Consider the following 22,900-nt stretch of genomic DNA (forward strand, 5'->3'; position numbering starts at 1 on the left):
AGATAGCTTATGTACAACGATTATTTCGTAACCCCACAATGGTTAAATTCACATCTATTTGATGATAACATCATTGTACTCGATGCTTCTTCTCCACCACCGACCGCACCTTATGATTGCCGCCAACAATATCTAGAAGAACATATTCCTAACGCTCAGTTCTTTCATCAAGATGAAATTGCAGACAAAAGCTGTGATTTACCCCATATGCTGCCAAGTGCCGATGTTTTTAGCCAAGCAGTTAGTGCCATGGGCATAGGTAATGACACCCAAGTTATTATTTATTCACAGAATAACTTATTTTCGTCCCCAAGAGCATGGTGGACTTTCACCACTATGGGCTGCAAAAACGTTAAAATTTTAGCTGGTGGCATCGATGCATGGAAAGCAGCAGGGCTTGATGTTCAGTCCGGGGAAGTCACTCCGCCAGCTGCGAAGCAATTCCATGCCACACGTAAAGACAGTAACGCACTGAATCAAGAACAAATGCTTGATATTGTAAATCAAGGAAAAATTCAAATTATTGATGCTCGTGCAGAACCACGCTTTCTTGCCCAAGCGCCAGAACCACGTCCGGGTCTACGTATGGGGCATATTCCTGGGAGCAAAAACGTCCCATGGGATCTTCTCGTTGAAAAGGGTGAATTCAAATCACCGGAGCAACTTAAAGCTATTTTTACTAAACAAGGTGTGGATATCCATGCACCTTCAGTGACGACCTGTGGTTCAGGAATGACCGCAGCTGTGGTATTAATGGCATTAACATTATTAGGTAACCAAAACGTGCGTTTGTATGATGGTTCATGGGCCCAATGGGGGCAAGATAACGGCCTGCCAATCGAGTCGTAATCCTCTTCTTCCATAAAAATATAAGCCACTTGATATTTAAGTGGCTTATAGAATGAAGATTTACCAAGTAGAGGAAATGGTTATTTGGCAAATATCCCGGCTAAGAACAGTACGACAATCGCACCGATAACCGCGACAACAAAACTCCCAAAGTTGAAACCATCAACTTTTCCTTTACCAAAGAAAGTACTGATGTAACCACCCACAACGGCACCAACAATCCCCAGCACGGTGGTCATAATGAACCCCATGTGATAAGTACCTGGCATCAGCCACTTAGCTAAAACACCTGCAATTAGACCAAAAATAATCCAAGCAATTACACCCATCTTACGCCTCCCAGACTAGGTAATTTCACTATAATGTCAAAATGTTCTCATATAATAGTAGAGCTTTAAATAAATAAAATCGCTCTCCTACCAATTAAGTAAAGACCCTATAAGTTAATTTCGCAACTATAAAATTTTGCCAATCAACATTATTCATAACTAATTGCTCACAATTTCAGTTATCACTTGCGCAATCTGTTGGGCATTTTTTAACGACCTAACCTGAGAAAAAAGTTCATCTGCTTGATGATATTCTTTACGTAAATAGCCTAGCCATTGCTTAATCCGGGCTGCATGGTAATGGCCGGTATCCCCTTGTTTTTCAAGTTCTGTATACTTTAATAACAACCTGCCAACTTGCTCCCAAGGCATTTTAGATTCATTAAATTTGACCACTCGACTTAGGTTTGGGGTGTTTAGTGCTCCACGGCCAATCATCACGGCATCACAACCTGTGATTTCAAGGCAGCGCTGTGCACTTGCATAGTCCCAAATTTCACCATTAGCAATCACTGGGATCGATAATTTACGGCGGATCTCTCCAATGGCAAACCAATTAATACTCTCTGCTTTATAACCGTCTTCTTTGGTTCTACCATGGACAGTAAGTTCTGTTGCCCCCGCCTGTTGAACCGCATCTGCAATTTCATAAGCAAATTCAGAACTGTCCCACCCCAAACGAACCTTAACCGAAATAGGTAATTCTTTTGGAACTGCTTCACGCATTGATTTCGCAGCTTGATAAATCAAATCAGGTTGCTTCAATAACGTCGCACCACCACCGTGGCCATTAACTGTTTTTGATGGACACCCGCAATTTAAATCAACCCCCCAAGATCCTAACTCGACCGCTCGGTTTGCGTTCTCTGCCAACCACTGAGGGTGTTGCCCTAATAACTGCACGCGAACTAATGTCCCTGAAGGGGTACGACTACCATGTTTTAGTTCAGGGCATAAACGGTAAAAAGTTTTTGCTGGTAAAAGAGTATCAACCACGCGAACAAACTCTGTTATGCACAGGTCATAGTCATTAACTTCGCTTAATAGACAACGTACTAAAGGGTCTAAAACTCCTTCCATAGGAGCTAATAAAACGCGCATAAATGGCTCACAAAAAACGTAATAACACCTGCTTATCATACCGTTTATTGAATAGATGAGCAGGAAGATTCTAAGATGGAGGTGACCAGTGACAGGCTTGAAATAGTTTCACAGGTAGCTCCAGTTAATGCCATTAACATTAAAAAAAGCTACAAGCTTTATGGAAGATTAGCTGTCACTTCGCCCTTGTTTGACTTTTTTCTGGGCGTTTTTCCATGGGGAACTTGCCCCCTTCCCTGAACTAGGCTTTGACGATGGCGAATTACTGCGACGTGGTGGTTTACCTTGGTTTCTATCACCTGAACGACGTTCATTGCGTTGTGGTGTTTTTTGAATAGGCTCCGCCTTTATGGAGGGGTCGGGCTCATAGCCTTCAATCGCCATCAATGGAATCGATTTTTTCAATAATTTTTCAATATCCTTGAGTAACTTAGCCTCATCGATACATACTAAGGAAACTGCCATCCCAGTTGCTTCTGCACGGCCTGTACGACCGATACGGTGAACATAGTCTTCTGCAACATTAGGAAGCTCAAAATTCACCACATAAGGAAGCTGTTCAATATCAAGGCCACGAGCTGCGATATCCGTTGCCACTAACACACGAATATCCCCAGATTTAAAATCAGCTAATGCACGAGTACGAGCCCCTTGGCTCTTGTTACCATGGATAGCAGCAGCTTTGACACCATCTTTATTTAAATGCTCAGCGAGACGGTTTGCACCATGTTTTGTACGTGTAAAAACAAGAACTTGTTGCCAGTTTTCACGGCCAATCATAAACGAAAGTAATTCCGCTTTTCGTTTTTTATCAACCAGATGAACATATTGAGTCACTTGCTCAGAAGCTGAGTTTCGCGGAGCAACCTCAATAGTTACAGGGTTATTGAGTAATTTATTCGCCAATTGTTTGATTTCGTCAGAAAACGTCGCTGAGAACAATAAGTTTTGACGTTTTTTAGGTAATTTATTAATCACCCTACGAATATCATGAATGAACCCCATATCTAACATACGGTCAGCTTCATCCAGAACAAAAACTTCGACTTGGGAAAGATCTACTGCATTTTGGTGTTCTAAATCTAATAAGCGCCCCGGAGTTGCAATTAAGATATCAACCCCGCCACGTAACTTCATCATTTGTGGGTTAATACTTACCCCACCAAAGACGACAAAAGAACGAATACGCAGGTGACGGCTATATTCTTTTACATTTTCAGCAACTTGCGCTGCAAGCTCCCTTGTTGGCGTCAAAATTAACGCACGAATAGGCTTGCGATCCTTTCCTGCTCGAGGAGTTGTAATCAGCTTCTGTAAAATTGGCAATGTAAAACCCGCTGTTTTACCTGTACCAGTTTGGGCGCTAGCTAAAAGGTCGTTTCCTGCAAGCACGGCTGGGATAGCTTGTTGTTGAATAGGCGTAGGGCTTTCATAACCTAATTCATTAATGGCAAGCAAAATTTCCTCGTTTAACTCGAGGTCTGAAAAAGTAGTCAAATTAAATTACTCCGGGCTTCACCGCTTCAAATTGAATGTGGCAGTTATGGGGGAAGTGAGTCAGAAGATAAAGCGCAAACTGCCGTGCGACACTGTGTAAAATTCTAACATTATTTACAGATGATAAATATATTAATTTAGTTTGGTTAATAAATTAATATAAAATCCGACCCACATAGTATATATACTTACATTGTACTATGAGATGTCGTTTTTTACTTTTTATAAAAATGAAAAGCCATTAAGAGCTAATTAGGTGTTATTTAATTCTGAATTTTTAAAGGAATGGTTATGAATACAGGTTCATCGTCAACGTTGCGAGGAGAAAATGCGAAAATGCAATTGCTTCTCACTGCTGCTGATGTATATGGAGAACAAGGGCTTGATGGCGCTACTACACGCAAGATCGCACAGGCATCAGGGCAAAATATTGCCGCAATTTCTTATTATTTTGGCTCAAAAGAAGGTCTTTACTTAGCGGTAGCTCAGCTTATCGCAAAAACTATTCGGGACGATTTCCATGATGTTTTTCAAGCAATTGACAACTTTCTAAATCAACCTTTGTCAGTACAAGTAACTGATGATGCACTTGATTTACTACAAAAAACAGTCATTGCCTATAATCATTTTCAGTTGGAAAAGAAAAATTTAAGTTTTTCTCGGATATTAGCACGTGAACAACTCAACCCGACCGAAGCCTATACGGTAATCCATGAACAGGCTTTAGGCCCAATACATTCGCGCCTAAACCGCTTGATTGCGATTTACATTGGTGCTGACCCCAATCATTTAACAACGCTAATCCACACACACGCAATCCTTGGCGAAACACTTTCATTTCGAATTGCTCGAGAAACTTTGTTACGCCAAACGGGTTGGAAACATATCAATGAAAATGAATTTAAAATTATTAATCAAGTTCTTATTGAACATACAAATATATTATTAGCAGGCTTACGCCATCGCAAACAATATGAAAAGTGATATGATAAAATAATTAAAGTGATTCATTCACATTGATAATAACTAGAGGCTGGTGATTTTATTGCAGCTGGTGCCACATTTCTTCATTAAAAACAGCGGCCTCTAACAACAAATTTTGTTTTCATATCGTTGATTCTTTAAGTAAGGTTAGCTATGAGCAATAAAAACCGTTCTGTTGTTGTTTTCATTATTCTCATATTAATCGGTGCTGCAATTGGTGGTTATTACTACTATCAATCACAGCAAGACAAAATATTAACACTCTACGGCAATGTTGATGTCCGAACGGTTAATCTTGGTTTTCGAGTGTCAGGTAAGCTCAAATCCCTAAGCGTTGATGAAGGTGCAAAAATTATTGCAGGCGAGCAACTTGGCCTACTGGATGATGCCCCCTACATTAACGCGTTAAATAAAGCCAAAGGGGTGCGTGACAGCGCCAAAGCCCAACTTGCTTTAAAAGAAAGTGGTTACCGTACTCAAGAGGTTGCACAAGTTGAAGCTGAAGTGGCTCAAAAACAAGCGGCTTGGCAATATGCAGATAACTTCTATAAACGTCAGCAAGGGCTTGCTGCCTCCCGCGTTATTTCGGCTAATGATTTAGATAACGCGAAGAACAATCGAAACCAAGCATTTGCCGCCCTTCAAGCGGCACAAGATAAACTAAATCAATACCAAAGCGGTTTTCGCCAAGAAGAGATAGCTGCCGCTCGAGGCGAATGGTTACAAGCCGAAGCGGCTGTCGCTCAAGCTGAACTCGACTTACAAGACACCGTTTTAACTGCACCTTCCTCTGGGACTATTTTAACCCGAGCAATCGAACCTGGCACAATCATCGGTGCAGGTAATACCGTATTTAGCGTCACTTTAACAAATCCTGTTTGGGTCAGAGCTTATGTTAGCGAACCACACCTCGGTGATGCCATCCCCGGTAGAGAAGTCTTGCTGTATACGGATAGCCGCCCAAATCAGCCTTACCATGGTACCATCGGGTTTGTTTCCCCTACCGCCGAGTTTACCCCTAAAAGCGTACAAACACCGGATTTACGAACCGATTTAGTCTATCGACTACGTATCGTCGTCAATGATGCAGATGATGCTTTACGCCAAGGTATGCCTGTAACTATTCAATTTACTGATAATAAACAGTAAGAGTTTGCTATGAGTGATGATTACAGTATCCGCCTATCCAATGTCGAGAAAACATTTGTTGGCTTGGATACTCCAGCCGTTGAAAGCTTAACAATCGATATTCATGGGGGCTCTGTAACAGGCCTTGTCGGCCCTGATGGTGCAGGAAAAACAACTTTAATGCGCATGATTGCAGGGCTATTAAAACCAGATGCAGGGAAAATTAGCGTGATGGGGCTCGACCCTATCGACGACAGCATTGCTATGCGAGCTGGTCTTGGTTATATGCCCCAAAAATTTGGTTTATATGAAGACCTGACCGTACAAGAAAATTTAAATTTGTACGCAGATTTGCGTGGCGTACTCGGCGAAGAGCGCCAAAAAACCTATCAGCAACTGCTTTCTTTCACCAGCCTAGCCCCTTTTACCAATAGGCTAGCCGGTAAATTATCGGGGGGGATGAAGCAAAAACTCGGGTTAGCCTGTACATTATTAGGAAAACCCAAGGTCCTTTTACTCGACGAACCCGGTGTTGGTGTTGACCCCATCGCTCGACGCGAACTATGGCAAATGGTTCATACTCTTGCCGATGATGGAATGCTCATTCTTTGGAGTACTTCCTATTTAGATGAAGCTCAGCAATGTAAAAATGTGCTACTATTAAATAAAGGCAAACAGCTTTATGCAGGCAAGCCCGAGTTATTAACTGAAAAAATGGCGGGACGCTCGTTTTTACTTGATGTACCAGCCACACAAAAACGCACTGTATTACAAAACGCACTCGTATTACCAGAAACCACCGATGGTGTAATCCAAGGCCGCTATATTCGCTTAATTTTGAAGCCTAATGCATCACAGACAAATTTATTAACTGCATTAAATATGGCAGATGGAAAACTCATTGAAGCACAGCCACGTTTTGAAGATGCGTTTATTGACTTATTAGGTGGGGGCCCATCTCATCGTTCGGAATTAGCCGCTATCGTACCGCAAATTCCACCTAATCCTGAAGAAACCGTCATAGAAGCGCGTAATTTAACCAAAAAATTTGGCCAATTTGCGGCAACTGATACCGTAAATTTCCAAGTTAAACGAGGAGAAATTTTTGGTTTATTGGGGCCAAATGGTGCGGGAAAATCGACAACTTTTAAAATGATGTGTGCGTTAATGAAGCCAACAGATGGGCAAGCACTCGTTCTTGGAATGGATTTAAAAACGAGTTCAAACAAAGTCAGGCAGCACCTTGGCTATATGGCACAAAAGTTCTCGCTGTACGGTAACCTAAAAGTGGGGCAAAACCTGAAATTCTTTTCGGGTGTTTATGGTTTACATCATCAACAACAAACCCAAAAAATCCAAGAAATGGTTGAGGCCTTTAATTTCAAACCGATTATCAATCAGGTGACTGAATCCCTCCCTCTGGGGTATAAGCAGCGTTTAGCCCTCGCCTGCTCATTAATGCATGAGCCTGATATCTTATTTTTAGATGAGCCAACCTCAGGTGTTGACCCACTAACTCGTAGAGAATTTTGGTTACATATCAATGGAATGGTTGATAAAGGCGTTACCGTTATGGTCACGACTCACTTTATGGATGAGGCAGAGTATTGTGACCGTATCGGGCTGGTTTACCATGGAAAAATTATTGCGGCAGGAACCCCTGATGAACTGAAACAGCAAGTCGCAAGTGCTGAAAACCCTGACCCATCCATGGAAGATGCATTCATCGAGCTAATCATGAATTATGATAAGCAACAGGAGGCACTATGACTCACACCGCTTCTCATTTTTCATGGCGTAGGCTTAAAGCACTATGCTGGAAAGAAAGTAAACAAATTGTGCGGGATCCTAGCAGCGCTCTTATAGCTGTGCTTATTCCATTGATGTTACTATTTATTTTTGGTTATGGTATCAATTTAGACTCAAGTAAATTACGTGTCGGTATTTTACTTGAGCAACAAAGTTCGCAAGCTCGTGAATTGGTTGATACCTTCACTGGTTCGCCATTTATCGATGCGACTATTAGTAATAACCGCCATTTATTAATCGATAAAATGCAAGCGGGTGAAATTCGCGGCATTATCGTCATTCCTGTAAATTTTTCAGCCCAATTGCTGCAAAAACAAGGTCATGCCGCAATTCAAGTCATTACTGATGGCAGCGAACCGAATACGGCTAACTTTGTGCAAGCTTATACTCAAGGTGTGTGGCAAACGTGGCTGGTGCAGCAAGGGGAAAATAAAGGCTACCCAACAGACCCACTAATTGAACTCAATATGCGCTATTGGTTTAATGAAGCGGCAATTAGTCAGCATTTTATTATTCCAGGGGCAATTAGCATCATTATTACCGTAGTTGGTGCTATTTTGACCTCTTTAGTTATTGCAAGAGAATGGGAACGTGGCACGATGGAAGCATTGCTTTCAACCCAAATCACTAAAACTGAGTTATTGCTTTCAAAATTATTGCCTTACCAAGTGCTTGGTACTTTTGTGATGGTGTTATGCATGTTTGTCACCACATTTGTCTTAGGAGTACCTTATCGCGGCTCTCTATTGGTATTATTTGTCATTACCAGCCTTTATTTGGCAACGGCATTAGGGATGGGGTTATTGATTTCAACAATTACTCGTAACCAATTTAATGCAGCGATGGTTGCTCTGAATGCCGCTTTCTTACCTGCTATCATGTTATCTGGGTTTATTTTTGAAATTGATAGTATGCCAGCCATTATTCAAGCTGTGACTTATTTTATCCCTGCTCGGTACTTTGTCAGCAGCTTACAAACTCTCTTTCTTGCGGGTGATATCTATATTGTTTTATTGATAGATTTCCTGCTACTCATCGCTTCTGCAACACTATTTATTGGACTGACGGCGCTAAAAACTCGCCGTCGTTTGGATTGAGGTGAAGTTATGTTTTATCGCCTATACACCTTAATTATGAAAGAGCTTCAATCATTACTTCAAGAACCACAAACACGGGCTATTTTGATTTTACCCGTGATATTTCAGATGATTTTATTTCCTCTGGCTGCCACTCTTGAGGTCACTAACACCACCATTGCAATTTTTGACCAAGACAGTGGTGAGCATTCTATCGAGTTGACTCAACGTCTCGCTAAAGCCAGTGCGTTTTCTCAAGTTTTATTATTGAAGAATGAACATGAAATTCGTGAAACGCTTGATAACCGCAAGGCTCTGCTGGTTGTCCGTTTTGGGCAAAACTTTAGTGCTGATATTGCAAGCCACCATAACGCTAATATGCTGTTACTCCTTGATGGACGTAATTCAAATAGTGCGCAAATTGCAGCAAATTATGTTGCACAAATTGTCACTCAATACCAACATGAGCTAACGCAATCACAGACTCTGCCGAACAACAGTGAATTAATCGTTCGTAATTGGTACAACCCCAATTTAGATTATAAATGGTTTATTGTGCCTTCATTAGTAGCTTTAATAACTACGATCGGGGTACTGATTGTGACATCTCTTTCTATCGCGAGGGAAAGAGAACAAGGCACCCTGGACCAATTGCTCGTTTCTCCCCTTACCACTTGGCAAATATTTATTGGTAAGGCGGTACCTGCATTGATAGTAGCGACTGCACAGGCAAGTTTAGTCCTAGTTATTGGGATCTTTTGCTATCAAATTCCTTTTGCTGGCTCCCTACTCCTCTTTTATGCCACAATGTTATTCTATGGGTTGTCCTTGGTGGGGTTTGGTTTACTTATTTCAGCACTGTGTTCAACTCAGCAACAAGCGTTCATTGGGGTATTTGTATTTATGATGCCAGCAGTGCTGCTATCAGGTTATATTTCCCCAGTCGAAAACATGCCAATTTGGCTGCAACAAATCACTTGGATTAACCCAATTCGTCATTTCACTGAAATCACCAAACAGATATACCTAAAAAATGCTGATTTTTCAGTTGTCTTCCATAGTTTATGGCCATTATTCATCATTGCGATAATCACCAGTTCAGTGGCCTATTACTTATTTAGAAAGAAAATAGCGTGATCAAAAAAAATAATATTACACTTTGAAAATACAATTAAAAGCATTGGAACTATCATTAACGCCTTGAATCACAAACAAGTTAATAATATTCAAATCATATTTTACGATGGTATTTAGATCAAAAAACCCTTGTTACCAAAGTAACAAGGGTTTTCAATTTTAACGACTTCTATCCCCTCATTTCACTGAGTAATGAGGAAAGCCACTCAAATTAGCGACGGTCACCAAAGATACGCAGCAACATTAAGAACAGGTTAATGAAGTCTAAATACAGAGATAATGCACCCATAATAGAGTATTTACGCATTGTTTCTCTGTCGTCTTCATCAATTTGTGAACCCATTTCTTTCAGTTTTTGAGTGTCATAAGCAGTTAAAGCAGCAAATAGTAAAACACCACCGTAAGTGATCACCCAATACATCATGGTGCTTTGCAGCCAGATGTTAACCAAAGAAGCGACAACAATACCAATCAGCGCCATAAACAGGAAGTTACCCATACCTGTTAAGCTACGTTTAGTGGTATAGCCGTAGAAGCTTAATGCACCAAACATTACCGCAGTAATGACAAATGTGCCCGCAACAGACTCACCAGTATATGCGGCAAGAATAACTGAAATCGTTAAGCCGGTGAGCAATGAATAGAGCATAAACATGCCCGTTGCTGCCATGCCACTAATTTTTTGCAGCAGGAATGAAATGCCCATCACTAAACCAAGTTCAGCAATTATCATTCCAAAAAAGAGAATCTTATTGGTTGCAATGGTGTAGTACAAACCACTGCTTACAGAATACCATGCCACAAAAGCTGTCAGCAGTAGACCGACTGTCATCCAGCCGTATACTTGCGACATAAATGCCTGAACGCCAGTATTGGCACCCTGGACAAGAGAATCATTACGTTGATCAAACTGACCCATGATGGTTACCCTTTCGCTAAAAGAAAAATCGACCCAGTAAAAATACTGCAATCGGAGAAATTAACCAAAGTCTAACACATTCTTTTGACAATACCATTCAGCAAATTCGTATTTTTTAGCGGAAAAAATGCGATTACCAGCGGTTTGCAGACGCCTCGTCGGTTTCTTTCGCTTCCACCCAACGTTCATTTTCAGGTAAGGTTTCTTTTTTCCAAAATGGGGCTTTCGTTTTTAAGTAATCCATAATAAATTCAGCCGCTTGAAATGCTGCATTACGATGAGCACTCGTGACCCCAACAAAAACAATTTCTTCACCGGGTTGTAAGGTGCCAATGCGGTGGATCACACTAACTCTCTGCAATGGCCAACGCTCTTTTGCTTCTATGACTATATTCGCTAACGCTTTTTCAGTCATTCCTGGGTAGTGTTCGAGTGTTAATGCCGCAACGCTGTCACCTAAATTATGGTTACGCACTTTCCCCGTAAAAGTCACCACTGCGCCATCACTATCACACTGTGCAAGCCATTGATATTGCTCACCAACACTAAAATTTTCAGTTTGTACTGCAATATGGGTGTTTTCCATATTACCCCCCAGTGACAGGTGGGAAAAATGCCACTTCGTCCCCTTCTGAGAGAGGGTGGTCTAGTGAAACAAATGATTGATTAACAGCGGCAAGTAATTTGCCATCTTCAAGTGCCAACGCCCAACGATCCCCTTTTTGTGAAAGTGCTTGGCGCAAGTCTTCCACTTTTTGGTACGAGTCTGTAAGTTCTAAACGTTCCGTTCCAACTAGCTCACGTACCTGAGCAAAAAATAATACTGTGATCATTATTCCACCTTAAAATGTCCAGATTTGCCGCCTGTTTTCTCTAATAAACGAACAGGGCCAATCACCATATCTTTTTGCACGGCTTTACACATGTCATAAATCGTTAACGCAGCAACGGATGCGGCTGTTAACGCTTCCATTTCTACCCCTGTTTTCCCTGTTAACCGGCAACAAGTTTCAATACGGACGCGGTTATGTTCAGGTTCCGCTTTCAAGGTCACTTCAACTTTGGTTAACAACAATGGGTGGCATAATGGGATAAGCTGCCAAGTGTTTTTTGCCGCTTGAATACCCGCAATACGTGCCGTGGCGAACACATCCCCTTTATGATGGCTACCATCGACAATCATCGTTAAGGTTGCTGGGTTCATGGTGACATAAGCTTCTGCGCGAGCTTCACGGACAGTTTCAGCTTTGGCTGAAACATCAACCATATGCGCCTCGCCCGACGCATTGAGGTGAGTCAGTTGGGACATATTTTCTCCTGAAATAAAAAAGAGTTAACCGCCGATTACGGATAAATTTGGTGTAATTCCGCTATCGCCCATATGCAGAAAATGGGTTTCTCGTTTATGGTGTAAGCCCCGTTGAATACGCGCTTTTAACGCTTCGTTTTGGTCATCTGCGCCCAATAAATCACGAAGTGGAATACCATTTTCACCAAATAAACATAAATGGAGATTTCCTAGTGAGGAAACACGTAAGCGGTTACAGCTTTGGCAAAAATCTTTTTCGTAAGGCATGATAAGCCCAATTTCGCCTTGGTAATCTGGATGACTAAAGACTTGAGCTGGCCCATCACTACGAGAACGAGGAAGCATATACCAGCCTTCTTCAATTAAGCGATCGCGAATGGTTTCGCCCGAAATATGAAAGCGTTGGAAGATATCACTACCATCTCCCGTTTCCATGAGTTCAATAAAACGTAATTGAATTGGTCGGTGCTTGATCCAATTTAGGAATGACTTCAACGCAATATCATTGACATTTTTCATGAGCACTGCATTGACTTTTACTTTTTCGAAGCCTGCTTCAAAGGCGGCATCAATGCCTTTCATCACCTGAAAGAATTTATCTTGCCCTGTGATGGCCGCAAATTGGCGTGGATCTAAGCTGTCAACGCTCACATTGATCGCGTTCAACCCTGCGGCTTTCCATTCATGCACATCTCGCGCCATACGGTAGCCGTTGGTTGTTACGGCTATTTTTTTGATTGATTCATTTTCATTGATGGCAGCAATAATATCACTGAAATCTTTGCGCATAGTCGGCTCACCGCCCGTAATACGCACTTTTTCTGTGCCTAATTCTGCAAATGCCGTACTGATACGACGAATTTCATCTAATGTTAAGAATTCATGGCGACCGCTTGGCTTGTAGCCATCGGGTAGGCAGTATGTGCAACGAAAGTTGCAAACATCTGTTATAGAAAGCCGAAGATAATAAAATTTCCGGTCAAATTGATCGACAAGTTGCTGCATAATCACACCTTTCCAAGTACGGGAGATGCAGACATTTCTATCTTGCACCCTGGTGGCTCTAGGCCACGGCCAGTGCATCATATTCAGTCGTTCAAACTTAGACGCAAAGGCTAGGAGTTTTATCTGGAACCGAGTCACTGATTTTAAACTGTAAAATGCGTCACTCTGTTCACTTAATTTATGTAAGGATTCTAGCCGATAGAAATTGAAAAAGCGAATTGCAATTCGATATATATCATTATATACAACGACTTACAAAAGACATAGTTGAATCACCGAAGCTATTATTATCAATGACAATTTTCCATTTTGAGTGGTTTCAAACCGTATAATTTCATACTAATTGATTAACATCTCTAACTATTTAATTAAACATTTATTGATATAGATCTAAAATGGGGAACAAGCTCCCCATCTGATTGTTTACGTTATAAATATCAGCACTTAACGCTTATCAAAACCGATATTTCAAATTGAATAATTGGCATATCAATTAAAAATAAATAGTGAAGCACAGAATTCATTAATCAAAACGCTAAATAATTTGCGTTGTTAGTTGTGATTAGGCGACAGATGAAGATACCTTGGAATTACACACCAATACAGAATCGTCTCTTTTATTGTTTTTTGTCACGGTACTTAAGCCAAGAATGATGTTTTATGATAGATTAACGCCCAATTTATTTTAGTCGCCATAAAACGGGCATTAGCGTAAAAAACGTATTTCGTAACTCGCTGGTTTACTTGCTTTTATAAGTACTGAAAATTAACTGATATAGGAACACTATGCCGAATTGTAGTCTGGCGGATCTCAAACATGTTGTCGCTTTAGGTGGCGGCCATGGGCTTGGTCGCGTGATGTCTTCACTTTCTTCTTTAGGTTCTCGTTTAACGGGTATTGTCACCACAACCGATAATGGGGGCTCGACTGGTCGTATTCGTCGCTCTGAAGGTGGGATAGCTTGGGGAGACATGCGTAACTGTTTAAATCAGCTAATTACTGAGCCGTCCATTGCTTCAGCGATGTTTGAATACCGTTTTAGCGGAAATGGTGAGCTTTCAGGCCATAATTTAGGTAATTTAATGTTAAAATCATTAGATCACTTAAGTGTGCGGCCACTAGAAGCCATAAATCTTATCCGTAATATGCTAAAAGTCGATGCGCAGTTGATCCCGATGTCGGAATCTCCTGTTGATTTAATGGCTGTCGATGAAATGGGTAATGAAGTGTACGGTGAGGTGAATGTTGATGCCTTACATGAAATCCCACAAGAGTTACGTTTGTATCCAACAGTCAAGGCAACTAAAGAAGCCTTGCAGGCTATCCACCAAGCAGACTTAATTATTATCGGCCCTGGCAGTTTTTTTACTAGTTTAATGCCATTATTACTTTTGGATGAAATTGCGGCTGCACTACGCGAATGTAAAGCCCCGATGATTTATATTGGCAATTTAGCGAAAGAAATTAGCTCCCCAGCTGCAAACCTGTCTTTACCTGACAAACTAAAAATGATGGAACAGTATATTGGCTGCCAAAAAATTGATGCGTTAATCCTTGGCCCACGCACACAAACCAATAATATCAGCCCTGACCGCAAAATAATCCAACGGGTACTCGAAGCTGACGATATTCCGTATCGCCATGATAGAAAGCTGTTACTGCAAGCCATCGAAGAAACCATCAACTTGTTATAATCCCCAACCGCCATTCCGCTGCTAAATACCCGCAGCGGAAAACCTTCCCTAAAATTAGCCCTTTGTTTCCCGTATTTCCACAAAATCTATTTTCAAAATACTTTGCGTTGTGGGTAGGCGGCAAGTGAAGGCAGCTCGGGGAGCATACATAAAGTATGTGACCCGAGTGACTGAACGAAGCCAACACCCCCACAACGCGAAGTATGAAGAAAATAAAGGCAGCTCGGGGAGCATACATAAATATGTGACCCGAGTGACTAAACGCAGCCAACACCCCCACAGCGTGAAGTATGAAGAAAATAAAGGCAGCTCGGGGAGCATACATAAATATGTGACCCGAGTGACTGAACGAAGCCAACACCCCCACAACGCGAAGTATGAAGAAAATGATGAAAATTAGGAATTAGCGATAAACTGGGAGCGTATCTCCTGCAATTCGTCTCTGACTCGCGCAGCCGCTTCAAATTCAAGATCTTGAGCATGTTTATACATTTGCGCTTCAAGTTGCGAAATCCGTTGCTCCAATTCTTTTGTTGACATTGATTGAATATCAACCGAATTATTATTTTTGGTATTGTCTTTCGTGCGGCTTTTTCCTTTGCCACCCACTTTGTGACCAATTTGCAGAATATCACCGATTTTCTTATTCAACCCTTGTGGAACAATGCCATGTTCTTCGTTGAACGCCATTTGTTTAGCACGGCGACGCTCTGTTTCTGCAATCGCTTTTTGCATGGAGTTGGTGATCCTGTCTCCATAGAGGATTGCCTTACCATTTAAGTTACGAGCCGCACGCCCTATGGTTTGAATAAGCGAACGTTCCGAACGCAAGAAACCTTCTTTATCCGCGTCTAAAATAGCCACCAGAGATACCTCTGGCATATCCAAGCCTTCTCTTAATAAGTTGATCCCAACCAGCACATCAAACTCACCAAGCCGCAAGTCGCGAATAATTTCCACGCGCTCGACTGTATCGATATCTGAGTGAAGATAACGAACTCGCTCCCCGTGTTCTTCGAGATATTCCGTTAAATCCTCGGCCATACGTTTAGTTAATGTGGTGACTAACACACGTTCATTTTTCTGCACACGTATACGAATTTCAGACAGTAAATCATCTACTTGGGTAGAAACTGGGCGAACTTCAATTATCGGGTCAAGTAGGCCTGTAGGCCTAACAACTTGCTCAATCACCTCATTGCCTGATTTATCAAGCTCATAGTTACCCGGTGTTGCTGAAACATAAATAGTTTGCGGCGCTAAAGCTTCGAATTCTTCAAAACGCATTGGCCGGTTATCTAATGCAGAAGGAAGACGAAAACCATATTCAACTAAGGTCTCTTTTCTTGAGCGGTCCCCTTTGTACATCGCGCCTATTTGTGGGATGGTAACGTGAGACTCATCTACCACTAGCAAGCCATCTGCAGGCAAGTAATCGAATAATGTCGGAGGTGGTTCACCGGGCGCACGACCCGATAAGTAGCGCGAATAGTTTTCGATACCTGAACAATAACCGAGCTCATTCATCATTTCTAAGTCGAATTGTGTTCGTTGGGTAATACGCTGTTCTTCAAGTAGTTTATTGTTTTCCAGTAATACTTTTCGCCTATCCGCTAATTCAACCTTAATTTGTTCCATTGCTTCAAGGATACGTTCTCTCGGTGTGACATAGTGCGTTTTTGGATAAACGGTAAAGCGAGGAACACGATGTTGTATTTGACCTGTCAATGGGTCAAATAATGATAACCGTTCAACTTCGTCATCAAATAGCTCAACGCGTAAGGCATATTCGTCTGATTCCGCTGGGAAAATATCGATAACTTCGCCGCGAACACGGAAAGTCCCTCGCGTGAAGGCTTGGTCATTACGCGTATATTGTAAGTCCGCTAAACGCCTTAAAATTGAGCGCTGGTCGATAATCATGCCATCCGTTAGGTGCAACATCATTTTTAAATAGCTGTCAGGGTCACCCAAACCATAAATAGCTGACACAGAAGCCACCACAATTACATCGCGGCGTTCGAGTAAGGCCTTAGTCGCAGATAGACGCATTTGCTCAATATGTTCGTTTACAGAGGCGTCTTTTTCAATGAAAGTATCTGAGCTTGGGACGTAAGCTTCAGGCTGATAATAGTCATAGTAAGAAACGAAATATTCCACAGCGTTATCAGGGAAGAAGGCTTTCATTTCACTATAAAGCTGTGCCGCTAAGGTTTTATTATGCGCCATTAGCATGGTGGGCCGGTTCTCTTGCGCAATGACGTTGGCAATAGTGAACGTTTTACCGGACCCCGTTACGCCTAATAGAGTTTGATGAGCAAGTCCATCTTGTAGCCCTTCCCTTAATTTATGGATAGCTTCGGGTTGGTCCCCTCCCGGCTGAAAATCAGAATACAGCTTAAAATCCTTACTCATATTAACGCCCCTTAACAAGTTTCTTCCAATATGATACTGGATAAAAAACCAGCTTCAAGTATTGAAGCTAAATTTTCTGTTAATCTCCGCTCTGATATGTTTATAAAAATGTTATCCCCAAAAAAGTACTTGACCTTTTTGAAACTTTATATTTTATGCTATTGCATTTTTATGCCATACCTCAAATACAAATTGAAGGCTTGATTTTATTTAACCATTTGTATTTATTATAGATTAATTTAAAGTCCAGAATCACATCAAATAAACCCAAAGCCGCTTGTCACCTAGCGTAGAACTTGTTTTATAACGTTAATACACAAGGTTATCCACAGAAATGGTGGATAACTCTTGAAGCCCTTAGAGCTCATGGATTCACAGGATCTCTAAGATTTGCTCGATGGAGGCAAAATGACAAAAAGATGGCAGTTTAATGAAAAAATTTTTAAGTAGTAACTGCTATGAAAAACAGATTTTATATTTTTTATTAAGATCTGAGTGGTATTTTTACTGAAATACTTGACAGTATTTTAGTTGAGAACGTTAAAAAAGATCGGCTCCCTATTTAACAATTGATCAGCCCCAAGCATTGAGTGTGGCTTGGGGAAAAGTATTGATATTTTTATATAATCAAATAGTTAATAAAGAAAGATCCAAATAGCTTCCTAATTTACCGTTGAGTGTTTTTTGGTGTGGGATCACCCCTAAACAAGGTGCTTTGATCATTCGGTTAAGTGTTGACAAATATTGCTCTTGGAAAATACCTGCGGGTTCAACTTCATTGGCAACCCAGCCGGCTACGGGTAAACCTGCAGCTTCGATAGATTCCATGGTTAACAATGCATGGTTTATACAGCCTAACTTAACACCAACAACTAAAATAACGGGGAGTTGCTGTTCAATCACCCAATCTGCATAAGTTTTTTCTACAGATAACGGGGTATACCATCCACCAGCCCCCTCGACTAATAACCAATCCGCTTGGGACTTCAAATAAGCCAACCCTTTATTTATCACTGAAAATTCAATGGGTTGATTTAATTTCTCACTGATAATGTGCGGTGAAGTTGGCGCTTCAAATACAATAGGATTAATCGCCTCATAGGGTAATTTTACTCGGCTATTGGCTTGTAATAACAACGCATCGCTATTACGTAGGCCATCCGCCGTGAGCTCACTCCCAGATGCGACAGGCTTATAGCCCACCGTATTCAAACCTTGATAACCTGCAGCTTGCAATAAAGCACAACTTACAACGGTTTTCCCTACTTCTGTATCCGTTCCTGTTACAAAATACATTTTAGTCACGGTAAATCGCTCCAAACACCGTATGATAAGTTAGAGGTAAGCCTTGCTCTGTCATTGGATAGAGCAAAGCAAGTTGCTGCAAATGCTGGCGGGTCATTAACCCTGCTTTACGCCCAGCAGTCAAATGTGTCGCCCCAATGCCTTTCAATGAATGAAGCAACGCTATTAATTCAGGAAAATAGACGGTATCCTTCTGAAAAATAAGTTTATGTCTCCATGACTGACAACTATTTTGTATCTGCTGAACACTGAGAAAGGAATTCACATGTGAATAGCCGTCAAGTGAATGCCAAGCTGAAGACAATTCTGCGAGAGAATGCTCTGCAAGTGTGGTGAACACCACAACTCCCCCCGGTTTTGTCACTCGATATAATTCACTTAATGCTTTGCTGAGATCTTGGCACCATTGGACCGATAAATTGGAAAAAACCACATCAAAGGTTTGTGAATCTAACGGAATGGATTCTATGTCAGCACATAAATAATGATCAGCCACAGCTTTCGTTTGCGCCATTTCGAGCATACCAGCAGAAAGATCTAAAGCCGTGATGTGATGTCCTTGATTTTTCAGTTTATGGCTAAAATACCCCGTACCGCACCCTGCATCTAAAATATGTAATGGTGCTGTGAGTTCTGAACTGTTTAAGACTGAAGTCAGTTGACCAAGCAGTTGTGTTCCTGTTGATCGTTGATAACTTGCCACTGAGTCATAACTTTTAGCCGCACGGCCAAATGCCGCTGCAATTTTATGCTTTTCACGACTGAGCGATAACGTCATGTAAAGCCTCCAATAATTGATCGATATCTTGACGTTGATGCGCAGCGCTTAATGTGACTCGTAACCTAGCACTCCCAGGCGGAACCGTTGGCGGCCTGATCGCTTGCACCCAAATATTTTTTTTGCGTAAGAAATTGGCTAACTGTTGGCTAGCTTGGTTTTCCCCGATAATTAATGGTTGAATAGCCGTCATTGAATTAGCCAGCTGCATGCCATTAAAATCAGCATTATTTCTAAAATACGCAATATGTTGGTTAAGGTCTTCTCGTGCTTGATCTGCGAGCTGAATTTGCTCAACTGCCGCTAGAAGCGCGACAGCCTGAGCCGGAGGCATTGAAGTGCTATAAATTAAATGGCGTGCGGATTGGACAAAAAATTCAGCCGTTGACTCATCACACAATACCGCTGCGCCACTTAAACCAAACGCTTTACCAAATGTCACGACTAAAATTTCAGGTTTAACCCCATTCGCGAAGCAACTACCACGGCCTTGTTCTCCGATAACACCAATACCGTGTGCATCATCAACCATCAGCCAAGCATGCTGATTTCTAGCGATTTCCTGCAATTGTTGAAGTGGAGCACTATCGCCATCCATACTAAAAACGCCTTCTGTGACGACAAGCGTTTTTCCCGAAACCGGTTTTTGAATTAAGTTATCAAGTGATAGAGGGTTATTATGCTTAAAGCGCCTTAATTGAGCCCCTGAATGAATCGAGGCCTCCATTATTGATGCATGGCTAAGTTTATCCGCTAAAATACGATCATTTGCCGTCATTAATGCCGTGATCACCGCATGGTTCGCGGCAAAGCCTGAAATAAACAATAAGGCTTTTGGGTAGCCGAGCCAATCAGCGAGAGCATGCTCTAATTTATCATGTGCTTTGGTGAACCCTGTAATATGGCCCGATCCTCCACTACCCACACCATATTCATCAGCCCCACGTTGCCACGCGGCAACCACTTGAGGATGATGGGCTAATCCCAAATAATCATTGGATGAGAAATTAAGAAATTCTTTTCCAGCCAGAAAAAGCGAACGACCATTGGCACTATCAATACACTGCCGTTGACGCCAGATAGAAGCCTGCTTACGCTGCTCTATCTGGTTTTGTATAAATGATTGCCAAGTCATTATACTGCTGCGTTATAAAATTGAGGGTTATCGGCGGTTAACAACGTTTCGGCTAACTTAGCGGCTTGATGGTTATCCCCTTCGTCAGTTTCAATTCGCTCAGGGTTAATATCCAGTTTTCTAAATAGTGCTAAATCTTTGTTTTCATCAGGATTTGGCGTCGTTAATAATTTACACCCATAGAATACTGAGTTCGCACCGGCCATAAAACATAATGCCTGAGTTTGCTCATTCATGTATTCACGGCCTGCCGACAGCCTAACGTATGACGTTGGCATCATGATACGTGCAACGGCAATAGTACGAATAAAATCAAACGCATCGACATCTTCGTTATCTGCCATCGGGGTTCCTTCAACCTTCATCAACATGTTGATCGGCACACTTTCTGGCGGTTTAGGTAAATTTGCCAGTTGCACCAATAAGGCCGCTCGGTCACTGACTTTTTCGCCTAAGCCTAAAATCCCACCAGAGCAGACTTTGATCCCTGCGTCTCGGACATTTTCGAGTGTATTTAAGCGGTCTTGATAACTGCGAGTCGTAATAATATTGCCATAGTATTCAGGAGAGGTATCAAGGTTATGATTATAATAATCTAACCCGGCTTCTGCTAAGCGTTGAGCTTGAGAATTATCAATCATCCCTAAAGTCATACAGGTTTCCATCCCTAATGACTTCACTTCTTTTACCATCATTTCAAGATAAGGCATATCGCGTTCTTTCGGATTGCGCCATGCCGCGCCCATACAAAAACGCGTTGAACCTGCTTGCTTAGCTTTTTTCGCAGACTCCAGAACTTGCTGAACTTCCATTAGTTTTTCAGTTTCTAGTCCTGTTTTATAGCGCGCGCTTTGCGCACAATACTTACAATCTTCTGGGCAAGCCCCAGTTTTAATCGATAGCAAAGTACTGACTTGCACTTGCTGGGGGTCGAAATGTTGGCGATGAATTTGCTGTGCCTGAAATAACAATTCAAAAAAAGGCATTGAAAACAGTTCATTAGCTCGTTTTATTGTCCACTGTTTTAATTGGCTCACGGAAACTCTCCAGTTGAAAAAGTTGTTGCCAGTTTAAATATTGCGATTATCATGTCAACTAAAATGATCTAAAAAAGTTGACAATGATAACGAATGGATAACGTAGATATTCAGTTTGATGCCAAACATATTTGGCACCCTTATACCTCGATGAGCCAGCCAATTCCGGCTTATCCGATTGTTGAAGCCCATGGCGCCGAGCTAATCATGGCCGATGGGAAAAAATTAATTGATGGGATGTCTTCATGGTGGGCAGCCATTCATGGTTATAATCATCCTGTATTAAACCAAGCGGTCACAACGCAATTAGCGAAAATGTCCCATGTGATGTTTGGCGGAATTACGCACCCACCCGCAGTGAACCTATGCAAACAGTTGGTAGCAATCACGCCAGAGCCGCTGGAATGTGTGTTTCTCGCTGACTCAGGGTCAGTGGCGGTTGAAGTTGCTCTGAAAATGGCATTGCAATATTGGCAAGCCAAAGGGGAAAAGCGTCAACGGATCCTCACATTACGTCATGGATATCATGGTGATACCTTCGGTGCGATGGCCGTTTGTGACCCTGATAATTCAATGCATGGCCTGTATAAGGGGTATTTACCTCCGCATATTTTTGTGGAAGCCCCACAATGCGGTTTTTACGATGAATGGGATAGTGCAGATTTGCACCCTCTTGAGGTACAACTTGCCGAAAATAGCCATGAAATTGCAGCGATCATCCTTGAACCGATTGTTCAAGGCGCTGGTGGAATGCGCATCTATCACCCTGAATATTTAAAGGGAGTTCGCCATTTATGTGATCAATATGGTCTACTGTTGATCGCTGATGAAATTGCGACTGGTTTTGGTCGTACGGGTAAATTGTTTGCTTGCCATCATGCTGATATATCACCCGATATTATGTGTTTAGGTAAAGCACTAACTGGGGGCTATATGACACTTTCTGCCACTCTCACAACTCGCCATGTGGCAGAAACCATTAGCAATGGTGAAGCAGGTTGCTTTATGCATGGACCAACCTTTATGGGTAACCCTCTTGCCTGTGCGGTGGCGGATGCCAGCCTGACTTTGTTACTCAATAGTCCTTGGCAGAAAATAATTGCCACTATCGAACAACAACTTAAGGCTGAACTGATGCCTTTAATATCCCACCCTAGTGTTGCAGATGTACGTGTTCTTGGTGCAATTGGCGTGATTGAAATGAAGCAGCCAGTCAATACAGCCGCTTTACAAAAAGTATTCGTGGAAAATGGTGTTTGGGTTCGCCCATTCGGCAAACTTATTTATGTTATGCCACCGTATATCATCACCCCCGAGCAACTCAGTAAAGTAACAAATGCAATGGCAAAAGTGTTGGGATAGCACAATAAATGCAATGATAATCGAAGTGAT

The 22,900-nt window shown here is 41.8% G+C and carries 21 protein-coding genes and 1 riboswitch; of the genes, 8 read left to right on the forward strand and 13 right to left on the reverse strand.

The genetic code is table 11. The features are described 5' to 3' along the window. Positions 1 to 9 precede the first annotated feature (9 nt). Positions 10 to 849: a 3-mercaptopyruvate sulfurtransferase gene (gene sseA, locus P3L40_RS16005; RefSeq protein WP_136135085.1), complete on the forward strand. Its 840-nt coding sequence runs from the start codon at positions 10 to 12 to the stop codon at positions 847 to 849. An 80-nt stretch (positions 850 to 929) separates the two neighbouring features. Here the strand turns inward: sseA and P3L40_RS16010 are convergent, their stop codons facing one another. The 3 genes from P3L40_RS16010 to rhlE all read right to left on the reverse strand — a co-directional run bounded on the left by P3L40_RS16010 (position 930) and on the right by rhlE (position 3,776). Beyond that, the gene (locus P3L40_RS16010) at positions 930 to 1,178 is read right to left on the reverse strand and encodes a GlsB/YeaQ/YmgE family stress response membrane protein (RefSeq protein ID WP_004256598.1); all 249 of its coding nucleotides are present in this window, start codon (positions 1,176 to 1,178) and stop codon (positions 930 to 932) included. Between the two features lie 159 nt (positions 1,179 to 1,337). Then, on the reverse strand, positions 1,338 to 2,279 hold the full coding sequence (gene dusC / locus P3L40_RS16015) for a tRNA dihydrouridine(16) synthase DusC (protein ID WP_136135084.1): 942 nt from the start codon (positions 2,277 to 2,279) through the stop codon (positions 1,338 to 1,340). A 168-nt stretch (positions 2,280 to 2,447) separates the two neighbouring features. After that, the gene (gene rhlE / locus P3L40_RS16020) at positions 2,448 to 3,776 is read right to left on the reverse strand and encodes an ATP-dependent RNA helicase RhlE (protein ID WP_136135083.1); all 1,329 of its coding nucleotides are present in this window, start codon (positions 3,774 to 3,776) and stop codon (positions 2,448 to 2,450) included. Between the two features lie 285 nt (positions 3,777 to 4,061). On the opposite strand from rhlE, the gene cecR reads away from it, so the two are divergent. The 5 genes from cecR (at position 4,062) to P3L40_RS16045 (ending at position 9,910) form a co-directional block, all read left to right on the forward strand. Beyond that, positions 4,062 to 4,760 (forward strand): transcriptional regulator CecR, encoded by a 699-nt coding sequence (cecR, locus tag P3L40_RS16025; RefSeq protein WP_004256610.1) that lies wholly within the window; start codon positions 4,062 to 4,064, stop codon positions 4,758 to 4,760. Positions 4,761 to 4,913: 153 nt separating this feature from the next. Next, on the forward strand, positions 4,914 to 5,909 hold the full coding sequence (hlyD, locus tag P3L40_RS16030) for a secretion protein HlyD (RefSeq protein WP_136135082.1): 996 nt from the start codon (positions 4,914 to 4,916) through the stop codon (positions 5,907 to 5,909). A 9-nt stretch (positions 5,910 to 5,918) separates the two neighbouring features. Continuing rightward, on the forward strand, positions 5,919 to 7,658 hold the full coding sequence (locus P3L40_RS16035) for an ATP-binding cassette domain-containing protein (RefSeq protein WP_136135081.1): 1,740 nt from the start codon (positions 5,919 to 5,921) through the stop codon (positions 7,656 to 7,658). Continuing rightward, entirely contained in the window at positions 7,655 to 8,794 is a 1,140-nt protein-coding gene (locus P3L40_RS16040; protein ID WP_196731827.1) for an ABC transporter permease, read from the forward strand. Before P3L40_RS16035 ends, P3L40_RS16040 begins: the two co-directional genes overlap by 4 nt. A gap of 9 nt (positions 8,795 to 8,803) precedes the next feature. Then, positions 8,804 to 9,910: an ABC transporter permease gene (locus P3L40_RS16045; protein ID WP_196731826.1), complete on the forward strand. Its 1,107-nt coding sequence runs from the start codon at positions 8,804 to 8,806 to the stop codon at positions 9,908 to 9,910. Between the two features lie 211 nt (positions 9,911 to 10,121). Here P3L40_RS16045 and P3L40_RS16050 read toward each other — a convergent pair whose 3' ends face one another. The 5 genes from P3L40_RS16050 to moaA form a co-directional block, all read right to left on the reverse strand. Then, positions 10,122 to 10,829: a Bax inhibitor-1/YccA family protein gene (locus tag P3L40_RS16050; protein WP_004256664.1), complete on the reverse strand. Its 708-nt coding sequence runs from the start codon at positions 10,827 to 10,829 to the stop codon at positions 10,122 to 10,124. 133 nt (positions 10,830 to 10,962) lie between these two features. Then, positions 10,963 to 11,415, reverse strand: a complete 453-nt coding sequence (moaE, locus tag P3L40_RS16055; protein ID WP_004256668.1) for a molybdopterin synthase catalytic subunit MoaE — start codon at positions 11,413 to 11,415, stop codon at positions 10,963 to 10,965. A gap of 1 nt (position 11,416) precedes the next feature. Beyond that, positions 11,417 to 11,662: a molybdopterin synthase sulfur carrier subunit gene (gene moaD, locus P3L40_RS16060; RefSeq protein WP_004256672.1), complete on the reverse strand. Its 246-nt coding sequence runs from the start codon at positions 11,660 to 11,662 to the stop codon at positions 11,417 to 11,419. Beyond that, positions 11,662 to 12,138 (reverse strand): cyclic pyranopterin monophosphate synthase MoaC, encoded by a 477-nt coding sequence (moaC, locus tag P3L40_RS16065; protein ID WP_094962424.1) that lies wholly within the window; start codon positions 12,136 to 12,138, stop codon positions 11,662 to 11,664. Before moaC ends, moaD begins: the two co-directional genes overlap by 1 nt. 24 nt (positions 12,139 to 12,162) lie before the next feature. Further along, a complete protein-coding gene (gene moaA, locus P3L40_RS16070; RefSeq protein ID WP_136135079.1) occupies positions 12,163 to 13,143 on the reverse strand; it encodes a GTP 3',8-cyclase MoaA in 981 nt (326 codons plus the stop codon). Further along, positions 13,133 to 13,272, reverse strand: a riboswitch (molybdenum cofactor riboswitch). Its footprint overlaps the gene before it by 11 nt. A gap of 657 nt (positions 13,273 to 13,929) precedes the next feature. On the opposite strand from moaA, the gene P3L40_RS16075 reads away from it, so the two are divergent. Then, a complete protein-coding gene (locus tag P3L40_RS16075; protein ID WP_094962422.1) occupies positions 13,930 to 14,838 on the forward strand; it encodes a uridine diphosphate-N-acetylglucosamine-binding protein YvcK in 909 nt (302 codons plus the stop codon). 396 nt (positions 14,839 to 15,234) lie between these two features. Here P3L40_RS16075 and uvrB read toward each other — a convergent pair whose 3' ends face one another. The 5 genes from uvrB to bioB all read right to left on the reverse strand — a co-directional run bounded on the left by uvrB (position 15,235) and on the right by bioB (position 21,508). Beyond that, positions 15,235 to 17,253, reverse strand: a complete 2,019-nt coding sequence (gene uvrB, locus P3L40_RS16080) for an excinuclease ABC subunit UvrB (RefSeq protein WP_004256681.1) — start codon at positions 17,251 to 17,253, stop codon at positions 15,235 to 15,237. A 627-nt stretch (positions 17,254 to 17,880) separates the two neighbouring features. After that, a complete protein-coding gene (gene bioD, locus P3L40_RS16085) occupies positions 17,881 to 18,558 on the reverse strand; it encodes a dethiobiotin synthase (protein WP_004256682.1) in 678 nt (225 codons plus the stop codon). Further along, positions 18,551 to 19,336 carry a malonyl-ACP O-methyltransferase BioC gene (gene bioC, locus P3L40_RS16090; protein WP_004256683.1) on the reverse strand — a complete coding sequence of 262 codons (786 nt, stop codon included), beginning with the start codon at positions 19,334 to 19,336 and terminating at the stop codon, positions 18,551 to 18,553. Before bioC ends, bioD begins: the two co-directional genes overlap by 8 nt. Further along, on the reverse strand, positions 19,314 to 20,471 hold the full coding sequence (gene bioF, locus P3L40_RS16095) for an 8-amino-7-oxononanoate synthase (protein WP_136135077.1): 1,158 nt from the start codon (positions 20,469 to 20,471) through the stop codon (positions 19,314 to 19,316). Before bioF ends, bioC begins: the two co-directional genes overlap by 23 nt. Next, a complete protein-coding gene (gene bioB / locus P3L40_RS16100; RefSeq protein ID WP_136135076.1) occupies positions 20,471 to 21,508 on the reverse strand; it encodes a biotin synthase BioB in 1,038 nt (345 codons plus the stop codon). The genes bioF and bioB overlap by 1 nt, the downstream gene beginning before the upstream one ends. 93 nt (positions 21,509 to 21,601) lie before the next feature. Between bioB and bioA the strand changes: the two genes are divergently transcribed. Continuing rightward, the gene (gene bioA / locus P3L40_RS16105; RefSeq protein WP_136135075.1) at positions 21,602 to 22,870 is read left to right on the forward strand and encodes an adenosylmethionine--8-amino-7-oxononanoate transaminase; all 1,269 of its coding nucleotides are present in this window, start codon (positions 21,602 to 21,604) and stop codon (positions 22,868 to 22,870) included. Positions 22,871 to 22,900 lie beyond the last annotated feature (30 nt).

The organism is Providencia sp. PROV040, from assembly GCF_032706145.1.
Classification (GTDB): Bacteria; Pseudomonadota; Gammaproteobacteria; order Enterobacterales; family Enterobacteriaceae; genus Providencia; species Providencia hangzhouensis.

Bases quoted from the DNA above. Each gene is read 5' to 3' on its own strand.
- bioC (WP_004256683.1), bottom strand. From the start codon at position 19,336: ATGACGTTATCGCTCAGTCGTGAAAAGCATAAAATTGCAGCGGCATTT.
- bioA (WP_136135075.1), top strand. From the start codon at position 21,602: ATGGATAACGTAGATATTCAGTTTGATGCCAAACATATTTGGCACCCT.
- bioF (WP_136135077.1), bottom strand. From the start codon at position 20,471: ATGACTTGGCAATCATTTATACAAAACCAGATAGAGCAGCGTAAGCAG.
- moaC (WP_094962424.1), bottom strand. From the start codon at position 12,138: ATGTCCCAACTGACTCACCTCAATGCGTCGGGCGAGGCGCATATGGTT.
- sseA (WP_136135085.1), top strand. From the start codon at position 10: ATGTACAACGATTATTTCGTAACCCCACAATGGTTAAATTCACATCTA.
- P3L40_RS16045 (WP_196731826.1), top strand. From the start codon at position 8,804: ATGTTTTATCGCCTATACACCTTAATTATGAAAGAGCTTCAATCATTA.
- cecR (WP_004256610.1), top strand. From the start codon at position 4,062: ATGGTTATGAATACAGGTTCATCGTCAACGTTGCGAGGAGAAAATGCG.
- P3L40_RS16035 (WP_136135081.1), top strand. From the start codon at position 5,919: ATGAGTGATGATTACAGTATCCGCCTATCCAATGTCGAGAAAACATTT.
- hlyD (WP_136135082.1), top strand. From the start codon at position 4,914: ATGAGCAATAAAAACCGTTCTGTTGTTGTTTTCATTATTCTCATATTA.
- moaE (WP_004256668.1), bottom strand. From the start codon at position 11,415: ATGGAAAACACCCATATTGCAGTACAAACTGAAAATTTTAGTGTTGGT.
- P3L40_RS16050 (WP_004256664.1), bottom strand. From the start codon at position 10,829: ATGGGTCAGTTTGATCAACGTAATGATTCTCTTGTCCAGGGTGCCAAT.
- P3L40_RS16075 (WP_094962422.1), top strand. From the start codon at position 13,930: ATGCCGAATTGTAGTCTGGCGGATCTCAAACATGTTGTCGCTTTAGGT.
- moaA (WP_136135079.1), bottom strand. From the start codon at position 13,143: ATGCAGCAACTTGTCGATCAATTTGACCGGAAATTTTATTATCTTCGG.
- dusC (WP_136135084.1), bottom strand. From the start codon at position 2,279: ATGCGCGTTTTATTAGCTCCTATGGAAGGAGTTTTAGACCCTTTAGTA.
- uvrB (WP_004256681.1), bottom strand. From the start codon at position 17,253: ATGAGTAAGGATTTTAAGCTGTATTCTGATTTTCAGCCGGGAGGGGAC.
- P3L40_RS16010 (WP_004256598.1), bottom strand. From the start codon at position 1,178: ATGGGTGTAATTGCTTGGATTATTTTTGGTCTAATTGCAGGTGTTTTA.
- P3L40_RS16040 (WP_196731827.1), top strand. From the start codon at position 7,655: ATGACTCACACCGCTTCTCATTTTTCATGGCGTAGGCTTAAAGCACTA.
- moaD (WP_004256672.1), bottom strand. From the start codon at position 11,662: ATGATCACAGTATTATTTTTTGCTCAGGTACGTGAGCTAGTTGGAACG.